The organism is Candidatus Zixiibacteriota bacterium (genome assembly GCA_034439475.1).
Lineage (GTDB): Bacteria > Zixibacteria > MSB-5A5 > GN15 > FEB-12 > JAWXAN01.
Genome location: JAWXAN010000035.1, coordinates 19399 through 32100 on the forward strand (window position 1 = coordinate 19399; position 12702 = coordinate 32100).

Here is a 12702-nt window from a genome sequence, read left to right on the forward strand (position 1 = left end):
GCGTCCTAATGACGCAACCCTCGGGCCATTGCAGTGAACCGTTTTTTATTATTACCAAATGAACTAAACATCTTTTGCATTGCGAAAAACTGCTTGATCAGCGCGTTCACTTCCTGCGCCGATGTGCCCGACCCAAGGGCAATACGCCGCTTACGTGAGCCGTCAATTATTATCGGCTTGCGGCGTTCCTCGAGGGTCATAGATTTTATAATTGCCGCGGTGCGCTCGACTTCTTTTTCGTCGACTTTGACTCCTTTGAGCGCTTTGCCGACTCCGGGAATCATTCCAATAACAGATTCGAGCGGTCCCATTTTCTTTAGCTGATTCATCTGCGTCAGAAAATCCTCAAAATCAAACTGGGCTTTGAGCAGTCTCTCCTGCATTCTCTGGGCCTGCTCGACATCGACGGTCTCCTGCGCCTTTTCAACGAGGGTGACAATATCCCCCATACCGAGGATTCGCGATGCCATGCGATCCGGATGGAACACCTCAAGGTCCGAAAGTTTTTCCCCAGTTGAAGCCAATTTAATCGGGCGGCCGGTTACTTTACGAATTGACAAGGCCGCGCCGCCTCGGGCATCGCCGTCAAGTTTTGTCAGCGCGACACCGGTTATCATAAGCTTGGCGTGGAATTTTTCGGCGACATTGACTGCATCCTGGCCGGTCATTGCATCGGCGACAAGAAGAATCTCATCGGGCTTGACGAGCCTTTTAATGTCCTCAAGTTCATTCATGAGATCGTTGTCTATGTGCAGACGTCCGGCGGTGTCAAGAATAACCAGATCAATAAAATTTTTCTGGGCGTATTTGAATCCCTCAAGACAAATCTCCGGCGGGGTCTTCCCTTCGACAAAGAAGTGCTCGACGCCTATCGAATCGGCGAGGACTTTGAGCTGTTTGACCGCGGCCGGACGATAAATGTCGGCGGCGACAAGAAGCGGCTTTTTATTTTTCCGCTTTGCCATAAGGGCAATTTTGCCTGCAAGCGTCGTTTTGCCTGAACCCTGCAGTCCGCACACCATGTACACGGTTGGAGATTTGTCAATCGGCGCAAGCGGTTCCGATGCCCCACCAAGCAATCCAACGAGTTCGTCATGAACGACTTTGACTATAAGTTGACCCGGATCAATAGCTTGAAGGACTTCGGTCCCGAGCGCTTTCTCTTCGATATTTTTTATAAAATCGCGGACAACTTTATAATTGACATCTGCCTCGAGCAGCGCTTGGCGAACCTCGCGCATCGAGTCCTTAATATTGGTTTCGGTAAGCTTTCCGTGCCCACGAAGTTTTTTGAAGGCAAGCTCAAGCTTATCGGTCAAACTGGAAAACATTTACAACCCACTCACCGTATCAACTTTTGAGTCGGTGAACTCCTTCGATAAAAAATTACGCAATACAAAACCTCGGAAAAACGCGTAAGCCGTTCCTCCAGAGTCGACTAATATACCAAAATCCCTTTGCGAGGCAAGGAGATAATGGCTTTGGAGGTAACTCATGCCAGTCAACCGAAGGCTCGTATTCGCCTATCTTTTATACAGTTAGAGATTGCGTATGTTTTGACAGCCTAGACAGGAGGGTATTAAAAAAATGAGACCTTGTCACTTCAGATATTTTTCAAGCCATTTCCTTCGATAGCGGTCAATCTCGATATACGATTTATCCTTGAGTGAGACATGTCCGCCGTCTTGAATCTTGATAAATTCGTGCGGTATATTATGGGCTTTGAGTTGCGCAACGAGTAGTTGAGATTGCTCGATCGGGACGGTCTGATCCTTGGTTCCATGCAGAAGAAGCAATGGAACATTTTTGGGAAGTTTGTCGGCAAAGCAGACCGCTGAGCGTTTTTTGATCTCTTTGTTACGATCAGTTTCGCTCAGATTTCCTAAATGCAGATTGATGACCGATGTGAAGCTCGGTTTTTTTCCCGCGAGCCTAAAAAGATCGGCAACTCCGGCGTGGATGATTCCACAGCGGAATTTGTCATACATTGTCAGAACCCTATAGGTGGTCATCCCCCCGCGTGAGGCGCCTTCGATGCCAATTCGCGTTATATCACACTCTGGCAATTCCTTGGCAACATCGATGAGATTGAGCGAATCATGAACATCGTTTCCTCCCCAATCTTCGACGCCCTCGCCGCCGAGATTTCCTCGATAGTGAGTGGCAAGGAGGATGTATCCCCAAACTGCGGTAGAGGCCAAAATCAAATAGGCTGTAAGGTCATCCAATGCTCCTCGTGTCCCGTATCCTCCACGATTCCAGATAAGAAGGGGATATTTTCCCGGCGCCTTCGGTTTGGCAAGATAGCCTTTGACTCGAAGACCATCGGAGAGGTAGGTAATTCGCTCGACAATTGTGTCGTCGAGAACTGATTCGGCGTACATGCGTCGGACAACATTTTCATGGAAGTCGGCAAGTGTCACTCGTTCACGGTCAAGAAGTAGGGGCTGGGGTGATGTCATTGGTTAATAATTCCTGTTTCGATGCATTTTGATTATTCCAGTCCGGTTTAGCTTCTTTAAGTGGTTGGTGACGTTCCACTCCCGTCGGACTTGAGAGCCTCGTGCACCAGCTAATCCCCCAGTGCGTCGGCGCGAGGAGTGAGGCGAAGCCGAATGACGCGGCAATCTCAGTTCGTTTTTTCTTGTCTTTCCAGTGCGCCGAGGTGGAGTGTGGTACCCGAAATGTTCGTGCGGGGTGTCTCTGCCCCGCACCATATCTCATCAAACAGTCTGTCCTCATACGAGCCATATAAAAACCCACCCGTTGGGTGGGCTACAGGAATTAAAGAACTCAGCGTTCGTCCCATCACGCCGGGTCTGCAGCGAACCGGCAATCTCATGCCTGCCCGCTGTGGTGGGTTCACTTCTCCTTCACTCCTTTGTCCCATAACAACAAGCAGTATAGCCAGTCAGGGCTCTCTCGGTAACTGATTTCATGGCTGGACGATCTTGAGAATCAAAGTCTGAGGGAGTTTTTTTGGATAATCCTTGCCTCATCATTTTGTCAGACTATATTATCAGCTTGGAACTGGAGGCGAAGCCAACTTGGTCGAAACCAGTTTATCATATTGCGGGTTATAGAAGGAGAAAATGAGCGCGACCAGACTAGTAACCATCTTACGTTCCTCCAGCGACAATTCCGTCTCACCGGCGTCGCAAAAATTTTTAAGAAATCCGATCCCCGGCATGTTTGATCGTATAGCCCATCGTTACGATCTCCTCAATCACCTTCTCTCCGGCAACCGTGACAAACAATGGCGTCGCAAAGTTGCCGACACAATCGAAGGAAACAATTTGCATCTGCTGGACCTCGCTACCGGAACCGGCGATCAGCTGCTGGCGGCCTATGACAGCGGAAAAGTCGTCAGAGGGATGGGCATTGACCCTGCCGAACAGATGCTGATGATCGGACGAAAGAAAATTGAAGAGCGAAATCTAACCGAGAAACTGTCGCTTATGCTCTCGTCGGCGGAAAAACTTCCATTTCAAGACAACAGCTTTGATACTCTTACTATGTCCTTTGGTATTCGCAATGTGATGGATATCACAACCTCGCTTTCCGAGATGAGACGAGTGCTCAAAGCTGACGGACAGATTATCATCCTCGAATTTTCGCTGCCGCCCAACCGCCTCATGAGGGCACTCTATCTGTTCTATTTTCGGCAGATTCTTCCGCGGCTCGGCGGACTTATCTCAGGCGACAGTGGCGCGTATCGATACCTGAATCAAACGGTAGAGAGCTTTCCCTACGGCGAGCAGTTTTGTACTATACTGTCTGATTCAGGCTTTAAACAGACGAGCGCCCATCCACTGACTTTCGGAATTGCAACCATGTACACAGGACGTAAATAATGCCCGGCACAGCTTCCACGTTGTCATATGGCAATCAACGTGAAATTCGTAGACAGATCAAAGAACTTCTGACTAATCCATTAAACCGTGCGAAACTTTCCTCCACCGAGGGTGATCCATCGGTCATCCGCGTCGAAACACAATTCGAGATGGACAATCTCAATCTGCTCGATTGGCTTGCTTTGCAAAAGAACGATTTCAAGTTCTATTGGCGGGAGCGTGAGTCGCGCGATGAAACAGCAGGCATTGGCGCCTCAAGAATTGTCCGTTCTTTACCGGGCGACACCTATCATTCACTTTTCGGGAAATTGCATAGCCTTACCGCAAAAGAGTATCCGACGCTCCGCCTCTATGGCGGATTTCGGTTTGATCCATACAGCCGCCACCATGATCCAGCTTGGGAGCCTTATGGAGACGCGCTGTTTATTCTTCCGCGATTTGAGTTGAATCGAAAAGGCGGATATCTTTGCTTTGCCATCAACCTGATGGGGAATGAATTGACCGATGGCTCTCTGGTAAATCTGAGTGAGGAAATTGATGAGCTTGTTTTCTCACCAGAATCATCTGATAGGGACCGGAGCGCAAGCTCACTCACGACCAGGGTCAATTTTCCCGAAGAGAAATCATGGCTTTTAGCTGCAGGCGAAGCAATAAGCTCGCTTCGTTCAGGAGAACCACAAAAAATAGTTTTGTCCCGCCAAGCGTTGCTTGATTTTTCACAGTCTGTCTCACCTTGGAGCTTCCTATCCAAACTCAGCCAGGAGAATGAGCCATCCTTCCTCATCGGCTTCCAGCCGGCCTACCTGACGGCATTTGTTTCGGCATCTCCGGAGCTGCTCTATTATCGCCAAGGACGGAAAGTTTCGAGTGAGGCTATCGCCGGAACGATTCGGCGCGGCTTGGATGAAAACGAAGATCGTAAACTCAGGCAGGCATTGCTTGCCTCGGTCAAAGACCGACATGAACATGCGCTCGTAGTCGAAGGAATAAAAGGACGGCTCTCAAACCTTTGCGACAAACTCGACTCAGGAAATCAACCCGAGTTATTGCCTCTCAGCCGTGTACACCATCTTATCTCACGGTTTAATGGACAGCTCCGTGACACCGTAACCGATGCCAATCTCATTTCCGCGCTTCACCCTACTCCGGCAGTCGGCGGTTTCCCAATCGATGACGCCCGCGTCCGTATCGCTGGACTTGAACAATTTGACCGCGGTTGGTATGCCGGCCCGGTTGGCTGGGTGGGCTATGATTCGGCAGAGTTTGCCGTTGCTATACGTTGCGGACTTATTAGCAACAATCGCCTGTGTCTCTATGCCGGAGCCGGAATCGTCAAGGGCTCAACTCCGGAAGGAGAGTGGGATGAGATCGAGGCAAAGGTGGCGGGATTGTTAGAGGCCGCGACCGGACAATGATTTTCTCTACCGCCAACATTAATAGTGTCTGGGCGGGTTTACTCATCGAAGAACTTTCCCGGCATAATATCACACAGTTTTATATTTCGCCCGGTTCGCGCTCGACACCGCTTGTAGCCGCAGTTGCGCAAAATAGTAGAGCCGAGAGCGTAATTCATTTTGATGAACGGGGCGCGGCTTTTTGCGCCATTGGTTACGCGCGCGCAGCCAGAAAAGCGGCGGTGCTGATTTGTACAAGTGGGACAGCGGTCGCAGAATATTTCCCTTCGGTTATAGAAGCATCAATGGACAATCTTCCGCTTATTATTCTTTCTGCCGACAGGCCGACCGAGCTTCATGATGTTGGGGCGAATCAAACGATACACCAAGCCGGATTATTTGGCAGGTATGCACGGCACTCGATTGATTTGCCTTGCCCCGATATCGCTATCAGTTCTTTGTTTGTCCTTGCCACTGTCGACTACGCGGTTCGTTTGGCCCATGGGTCCGAGCCGGGACCCGTACATATCAATTGTCGCTTTCGTGAGCCGCTTGCTCCGATAGAGAGTGGCGAGGATTTTCTCTCATATCTCAAACCTGTCGAAACCTGGTCAAAAAACAACAATCCGAATACTCGGCATCAGGTTGGCAAATCCACCTGCGATAAAACAGCCATCGACCATCTTGCCTCCGAAATAGGTCAATCATCACGAGGCTTGGTCATTGTCGGACAGCTACGAACAAAAGAAGAGCGGGAAAGTGCTGCCTTGCTCTGCAAAACACTTGATTGGCCAGTGTTTGCGGATGTGACTTCTGGCTTATACTTTGGATTTTCAGTTGACAGTCTGATTGTGCATTATGATTTGTTTCTCGGAAGCGAAGTGCATGGGAGAGAAATCAACCTTGATTTTATTTTGCATATTGGCGGACAATTTGTCTCGAGAATGCTTCAGGATTTTATCGCACAAACAAGGCCAGTTCATTTTGTTCAGATTGACAGCGTGCCCCGGATAATAGACCCATCGCACCAGCTAACCCAGCGGATAGAGGCAGATATTGCAACTTTCTGCGCTCAGCTTCTAACCAAGAGAAATCAGAGCCAATCACGTCTAACTGGATTGCTGACTAAATCCTCAGAGATATCTCAACAAATAATTTGCGGCAAATTTTCCAAGGCCGAAGCATTAACAGATGTTGGAGTAGTATTTGAGTTATCGAAACAAATCGCTGATAACAGCGGGCTGTTTTTGGCTTCGAGCATGCCTATTCGCTTGATGAATATGTACGGTTCAAAAAGCAATTACAATGTCACGGTCGGCTCAAATAGAGGAGTGAGCGGCATTGATGGCACAATCGCCTCGGCTGTCGGGTTTGCCCAAGGATTGGGTCAGCCAGTCACCCTGCTCATCGGCGACCTTGCCTTTCTCTACGATCTAAACTCGTTGGCGCTTGTGAAACAATCTTCACAACAAATTATTATAGTCATCTTGAACAATAATGGGGGCGGGATATTTGCCCATTTGCCAATTGCGAAGTTCGATACTATTTTTGAGAAGTATTTTATAACACCTCATAATCTTTCTTTTGAACATGCCGCGAAACTTTTCTTAATTCCCTATGTCAATCCCAGGACAAGATCGGATTTTGTGAATCAGTATCAGCAGGGAGTAAAGTCTGGGAAATCTGCGATAATTGAAATCACTCTGGACCGCGAAAAGGATATGGCGTTGCACAAAGCAATCGTAACCGAAGTCTCAGAAAAACTCTCCCAATTATAAAAACAACTCTGATGACTGTTTCCCTAAATTACTTTCTTTCCGGTTACAAGGAACTTCCCACACTCATTCTTCTGCATGGATTTCTCGGAAGCGTTCATGACTGGCAGAAAATCGCCGAGCGACTGTCGGGGACACACCGCATACTTGCAGTTGACTTGCCGGGGCATGGACAATCACTGCTCTCGAACGAAAACGACTATACTTTCGAGCGAACAGCGAAACTTATTATCGAGATATTGGATAGGGAAAAGATCGTTGCGGCAGATATAACGGGCTATTCGATGGGCGGAAGGCTGGCTCTCTTTCTTGCGCTGCGCTTTTCGACTCGAATACGAAGCATAACTCTCATCTCTGCATCTCCCGGACTGAAAACAGACCAGGAACGACATCTTCGGCGTGCGCAGGATACCCAACTGAGAGCAAGACTTGCAATCGATCCGCTCGAGACTTTTATCGATTTTTGGTATAGCCAAAAACTTTTTGCGTCCCTAATAGAACACGAGGAAGTATTCAAAGCTATTCGTCAAAGCAGGCTTAATAACAATGCTCAGGGGCTCATGAACTCACTCAAGCACGCCGGAACTGGCGCACAGCCATCACTCTGGCCAGAGCTTCCTACTATTCAGATGCCAGTTCTGCTTCCTGTAGGAGAATACGACCCGAAATTTATTGCCATCGCTGAAGAAATGGCCTCCTTGTGCCCGTCGGCGCAACTGCGTATTATTCAATCGGCAGGCCACGCGCTTCCATTTGAGAAGCCCTTGGCAATATGCGAAAGTATAGAACAATTTTTGGACGCCAGACATTGAGGATAAGCAAATGCCCGTTTCAACTGTTCAGTGGGAATCACACGGCTCGTATACCGACATACTCTATCACAAAGCCGACGGCATCGCAAAAATCACAATCAACCGACCCGAAATCCGCAATGCCTTCCGACCGCTCACGGTAAATGAAATGTCGGCGGCCCTCTCTGATGCCCGCCATGATCAGACAATAGGGGTCGTCATTCTTACCGGCGCCGGGGACAAGGCATTCTGCAGTGGCGGCGACCAGAAAATTCGCGGCGATGCCGGTTACACTGACACAACAGGCATAGATCAACTGAACGTGTTGGATTTTCAAAGACAGATGCGCACGTGTCCCAAGCCGATAATCGCCATGGTAGCCGGCTATGCCATCGGAGGCGGTCATGTTTTGCACATGCTTTGCGACCTTACTATCGCCGCCGATAATGCCATTTTCGGACAGACCGGCCCCAAAGTCGGCTCATTCGATGGTGGGTATGGGGCTTCATATATGGCTCGGCTGGTCGGCCAAAAAAAGGCGCGTGAGATTTGGTTTTTGTGCCGCCAGTATAACGCTGCGCAGGCTCTGGCGATGGGACTGGTGAATACAGTTGTGCCGCTGGCTGAACTTGAGGCCGAAACAATCCAATGGTCGCGCGAGATTCTGGCCAATTCCCCGATGGCAATTCGCACACTCAAAGCCGCGCTCAATGCCGACTGCGACGGCCAGGCCGGTCTGCAGGAATTGGCCGGTAACGCGACGCTCCTTTATTATATGAGCGAGGAAGCGCAGGAAGGCCGCAATGCGTTTGTTGAAAAACGTAAGCCGGATTTTTCAAAGTTTCCGCGCCGTCCATAACATTGACTCATAATGCCGTTATCAGCTCTTAACATTTGGATTCTGGCCATCCGTCCAAAAACTCTCTGGGCGGCTGTCTCGCCGGTAATTCTCGGCTGCGCTTTTGCCAAAGCCGACAATGGCTTCCACCTTTTGCCAGCGCTTGCCGCTTTGTTTGGCGGCTTGATGATCCAAATCGGCACAAATCTCGCCAATGACTATTTTGACTTTATCAAAGGGAGCGACACAAATGAGCGGGTCGGCCCGAAACGAGTGACACAGGCGGGTCTGGTCTCCTCACATGCCATAATCCGCGCGACTATTGCCGCCTTTACGCTTGCCTTTATCGCCGGAATTTATCTTGTCTCCCGCGGCGGGTGGCCGATTGTGACAATTGGGCTATTCTCAATTCTCTTCGGTGTTCTTTATACGGGCGGGCCGTTTCCGCTGGGATATAACGGGCTTGGTGAAATTTTTGCCTTCATATTTTTCGGCCCGATAGCTGTCGCTGGAACCTATTACATCCAAGCGCTTGATCTGAACACCTCGGTTGTGATCGCCGGTTTTGCTCCGGGATTATTTTCGGTTGCGATACTCACGGTAAATAATCTGCGCGATATTGAAGGAGATCGGTACGCTGGCAAAAAAACGCTGGCTGTTCGATTTGGCGCGGAATGGACGCGAATGCAGTACCTCCTCTCGGTCATGCTTGCGCTACAGGTACCGCTTCTGGTTGTAGTGCTCAATTCCGGCCAGATATGGGCAATTCTTTCACTGATAACATTACCATTCGCTTTCTTTATATCAAGGAAGATATTCAGCACCCGTGATCCTGAAGTGCTCAATGCAATGCTTGGCGCAACCGGGCAATTGATGCTGGCTCACACCCTTTTGTTTTCGCTCGGCTGGCTTTTATGACAATTTCAGATATTCGGATTTATCGTTACGAGTTGCCGCTTCGTCGGCCACTGACACTTAGACATAAGATAATTTCGACTCGGGTGGGGCTGGTTATTGGCCTGACAGATACGGATTGCGTCACTGGTTATGGAGAATGTGCGCCTTTGCCGGGTGTGAGCGCGGAGTCGGTGGATGAGGCTACAACTCAGTGTAAGCTTTTGCGGCAGAGATTATTGAAAATAGCAATTCCGGAAAATGTAATCGGGCACAATAACGGTTTCGAACGATGGCTCTATACACAGAATGTCTGCCTTGGCCAGAGGATTTATCCATCGGTGCGCATGGGTTTGGAAATGGCAGGACTAAATCTTATAACGTCGCAGCAACAGCTTCCACTACGCAAACTGTTTTTAGAAAAATCCGCCGGATTTGTCAATGTCAATGGCTTGATTGTTGGGACTGTTAAGGAAATACAATCGAGAGCTATTGCGTTTGTTGCTGAAGGTTACATGACCCTCAAAATTAAAGTTGGCCGTTTGCCGCTTAGCGAAGAGATTTCCCTAATCAATTCTGTTCGACAGGCAATAGGAACGGAAATAAAACTCAGACTCGACGCAAACCGGGCATGGTCGTTTGAAGATGCGGTTTCATTTGGGAAAGGTGTTGCGCAGTGCGAGATTGAATACATCGAAGAACCGCTCGCGGATTCCACAAGGCTTGAGGAACTCTATGAGCAAACGGGAATGCCTATTTGTCTGGACGAGTCTCTTTCAGATGCGAATACGGCGAAAGATAGCCCAAGTCTGACACTTCAGGTATTTGGGGGGCTTGTGGCTGTCGTCATTCGTCCAACGGTTTTGGGCGGATTCGAGCGAAGCTTGCTGTTGACAAAAAAAGCAGCGGATCAAAATATCACGCCAGTTGTCAGTTCCGCCTTCGAATCATCGCTCGGCATCTATGCGCTGGCTTCGTTTGCATCTGCATTGCCTGATCCGCAAATCGCCTGTGGTTTTGATACGCTCTCCTGGCTCGCTGATGATATCCTAAGTTCCCCTCTATCAATTGCTGATGGCAAGATCGATTTGGGAGTTCATGACAACATCCAGGATCATATCTGTTTTGAGAAGCTAATCGAGATTGGCAATGTCTGAAACGCTACAACTTTTTGAAAGCTTAGATGGACAATTTGCCGACCTACCGGCGCTTGTTGACATCAGGCAAACCTTTTCGTATTCCAAATACTTTCAGCGAGCGGCTCAGGTTGCCTCGAATTTGAAAGATGCAGGTCTCAGACCCGGGGACCGCCTTGCAATTATTGGCAGCAATTCTATAGACTATGCCCTGCTTGTGATGGGCGCAATCCAGGCCGGTGTTGTCGCCGCACCTTTAAGCACACGACTGCCGACAGAAGCTATCGCCATGCAGCTGAATCAAATAGATGCAAGCCATTTAGTCATACTAAATGGTGATATGACGGCCGCTGGTTTTGATAGTGTTAATGTGCATTCCGCGGAAGAACTATTGGCTGAAAATACCACCAAGTCCCGGATGTCATTGCCATCAAAGCAATCAGCCAACCAACTGGCAACTATGATTTTTACTTCTGGCAGTTCAGGTAACCCCAAAGCAGCATTGCACACACTGGGCAATCATTATTATAGCGCGCTTGGGGTTAATCAGGCTCTTCGATTTGAGACAGGTAGTCGCTGGCTGCAGATACTTCCGCTCTGCCATGTCGGCGGACTTGGCATTCTGTTTCGTGCGATAATTGCGCATGGGACAGTTGTCTTCCATGACTCATCGCAAAGTATCGTAGAATCACTCGTTGATAATAGAATCACACATCTCTCGATAGTCTCAACCCAGGCTCAGCGTTTGTTTGAAGAACTGACGATCCATCGAACTCAATTCCCGTTTCTTAAAGCCATTCTTCTCGGTGGGAGCGCGCTATCGGATCGATTGATACAAAGCCTTCTTTCGCTCGGATTGCCGGTCTTCACATCATACGGCCTGACCGAAATGACATCGACAGCGACAATCACATCGGGAAGTGACACAAAGATAGGATCGTCCGGCAAAGTGCTTTCCTACCGGGAATTGAAGATCGATGCCAATAGTGAAATATTGACGCGCGGTCAAACACTTTTTGCAGGATACTGCAAAGGCAAATCAGTGCGCAAACCGGTTGATGATGGAGGATGGTATCACACCGGAGATATGGGAAAACTCGATAGTTCGGGCGATTTGATTGTGACTGGCCGCAAAGACAATCTATTTATTTCCGGCGGAGAAAATATTTATCCCGAGGAAATCGAGAGAGCTTTATCCACAATCGAGGGGATTGTCGAAGCTGTTGTTGTGCCAGTGAGCGATACCCAATTTGGCTTCCGACCGGTCGCCCTCATTCGACTCTTCAATAGCTCCGATCACGTTTTGATAGACTCTTTGATACCACGCATCCGGGCAACACTCGCCAACATTCTGCCCCGTTTCAAGATACCATCCGCCTTCTTTTTATTACCTGATAATGTAGATTTAAGTTCGCCGGGTATAAAGCGCGACCGAAAAGCATTGCAAAAATATGCGGAAGCTCAGATGGCCAAATCTATTCGCAGCAGTGAATAAGGGCGTCGCGGAGTTTCTTCGGAAGTTCTTTCTTGGCGCGCGTTGTCTTGTCGATACAGATATGTACCGTTTTCGCGCTTCCGACCAACTCTTTTTTAACATTAAGCAGGCGATAAACCAGGACAAAGGCATGTGTCGAATTGCTTTCGCAAGTCATTTCGATGCAAAGCTCGTCTCCCACAAAAAGCGACTTTTTGTATTCAGATTCGGCCTTGATTATCGGCAGAAGAAAATCTGATTCGGAGAGTATATACCGCATCGAACAGCCCGCTTCTTCCAAAAATGCCTCATAGCAGTCATGGACAAAAGCCAGTTGATGTGCGAAAAAGAGCAGTCCCGCCGCATCGGTGTGGTGCATTTTTACTGATGATGCGTATACAAATGCCATTCTGACCTCTGCCAATAAGAATTAGATTGAACAACTATACCGTAACGTACGTCTAAAATTCAGTAAATACAATCTTGTGTACAAGTAAATTATAATGTTACTTTGCCCGCCAGAGAGAAAAACAAAACAGAGGAGTA

Annotated in this window: 11 protein-coding genes; 8 read left to right on the plus strand and 3 right to left on the minus strand. The window is 48.7% G+C overall.

Annotated elements, in window-relative coordinates:
- Positions 1–5: 5 nt before the first annotated feature.
- Together ffh and SGI97_04860 are read right to left on the minus strand one after the other, a co-directional pair.
- Entirely contained in the window at positions 6–1331 is a 1326-nt protein-coding gene (ffh, locus tag SGI97_04855) for a signal recognition particle protein (protein MDZ4723215.1), read from the minus strand.
- A 267-nt stretch (positions 1332–1598) separates the two neighbouring features.
- A complete protein-coding gene (locus SGI97_04860) occupies positions 1599–2462 on the minus strand; it encodes a prolyl oligopeptidase family serine peptidase (protein ID MDZ4723216.1) in 864 nt (287 codons plus the stop codon).
- 726 nt (positions 2463–3188) lie between these two features.
- On the opposite strand from SGI97_04860, the gene ubiE reads away from it, so the two are divergent.
- From ubiE to menE, 8 genes are read left to right on the plus strand one after another with little or no spacing between them, the layout of a single operon-like run.
- Entirely contained in the window at positions 3189–3854 is a 666-nt protein-coding gene (ubiE, locus tag SGI97_04865; GenBank protein ID MDZ4723217.1) for a bifunctional demethylmenaquinone methyltransferase/2-methoxy-6-polyprenyl-1,4-benzoquinol methylase UbiE, read from the plus strand.
- On the plus strand, positions 3854–5269 hold the full coding sequence (locus SGI97_04870; protein MDZ4723218.1) for an isochorismate synthase: 1416 nt from the start codon (positions 3854–3856) through the stop codon (positions 5267–5269). Before ubiE ends, SGI97_04870 begins: the two co-directional genes overlap by 1 nt.
- On the plus strand, positions 5266–7026 hold the full coding sequence (menD, locus tag SGI97_04875; protein ID MDZ4723219.1) for a 2-succinyl-5-enolpyruvyl-6-hydroxy-3-cyclohexene-1-carboxylic-acid synthase: 1761 nt from the start codon (positions 5266–5268) through the stop codon (positions 7024–7026). Before SGI97_04870 ends, menD begins: the two co-directional genes overlap by 4 nt.
- A gap of 11 nt (positions 7027–7037) precedes the next feature.
- Entirely contained in the window at positions 7038–7835 is a 798-nt protein-coding gene (menH, locus tag SGI97_04880) for a 2-succinyl-6-hydroxy-2,4-cyclohexadiene-1-carboxylate synthase (GenBank protein MDZ4723220.1), read from the plus strand.
- A gap of 10 nt (positions 7836–7845) precedes the next feature.
- On the plus strand, positions 7846–8673 hold the full coding sequence (gene menB / locus SGI97_04885) for a 1,4-dihydroxy-2-naphthoyl-CoA synthase (protein MDZ4723221.1): 828 nt from the start codon (positions 7846–7848) through the stop codon (positions 8671–8673).
- 12 nt (positions 8674–8685) lie between these two features.
- Entirely contained in the window at positions 8686–9570 is an 885-nt protein-coding gene (locus SGI97_04890) for a 1,4-dihydroxy-2-naphthoate polyprenyltransferase (protein MDZ4723222.1), read from the plus strand.
- Positions 9567–10703, plus strand: coding sequence for an o-succinylbenzoate synthase (gene menC / locus SGI97_04895; GenBank protein ID MDZ4723223.1), 1137 nt, complete (start codon positions 9567–9569; stop codon positions 10701–10703). Before SGI97_04890 ends, menC begins: the two co-directional genes overlap by 4 nt.
- Positions 10696–12177: an o-succinylbenzoate--CoA ligase gene (menE, locus tag SGI97_04900; protein MDZ4723224.1), complete on the plus strand. Its 1482-nt coding sequence runs from the start codon at positions 10696–10698 to the stop codon at positions 12175–12177. Before menC ends, menE begins: the two co-directional genes overlap by 8 nt.
- Here menE and SGI97_04905 read toward each other — a convergent pair.
- Entirely contained in the window at positions 12158–12565 is a 408-nt protein-coding gene (locus SGI97_04905) for a thioesterase family protein (GenBank protein ID MDZ4723225.1), read from the minus strand. The two genes, menE and SGI97_04905, sit on opposite strands and share 20 nt — an antisense overlap.
- Between the last annotated feature and the right edge of the window lie 137 nt (positions 12566–12702).

Coding starts and splice junctions, on each gene's coding strand:
- ffh (MDZ4723215.1), bottom strand. CDS start 1,331: ATGTTTTCCAGTTTGACCGATAAGCTTGAGCTTGCCTTCAAAAAACTT.
- SGI97_04860 (MDZ4723216.1), bottom strand. CDS start 2,462: ATGACATCACCCCAGCCCCTACTTCTTGACCGTGAACGAGTGACACTT.
- ubiE (MDZ4723217.1), top strand. CDS start 3,189: ATGTTTGATCGTATAGCCCATCGTTACGATCTCCTCAATCACCTTCTC.
- SGI97_04870 (MDZ4723218.1), top strand. CDS start 3,854: ATGCCCGGCACAGCTTCCACGTTGTCATATGGCAATCAACGTGAAATT.
- menD (MDZ4723219.1), top strand. CDS start 5,266: ATGATTTTCTCTACCGCCAACATTAATAGTGTCTGGGCGGGTTTACTC.
- menH (MDZ4723220.1), top strand. CDS start 7,038: ATGACTGTTTCCCTAAATTACTTTCTTTCCGGTTACAAGGAACTTCCC.
- menB (MDZ4723221.1), top strand. CDS start 7,846: ATGCCCGTTTCAACTGTTCAGTGGGAATCACACGGCTCGTATACCGAC.
- SGI97_04890 (MDZ4723222.1), top strand. CDS start 8,686: ATGCCGTTATCAGCTCTTAACATTTGGATTCTGGCCATCCGTCCAAAA.
- menC (MDZ4723223.1), top strand. CDS start 9,567: ATGACAATTTCAGATATTCGGATTTATCGTTACGAGTTGCCGCTTCGT.
- menE (MDZ4723224.1), top strand. CDS start 10,696: ATGTCTGAAACGCTACAACTTTTTGAAAGCTTAGATGGACAATTTGCC.
- SGI97_04905 (MDZ4723225.1), bottom strand. CDS start 12,565: ATGGCATTTGTATACGCATCATCAGTAAAAATGCACCACACCGATGCG.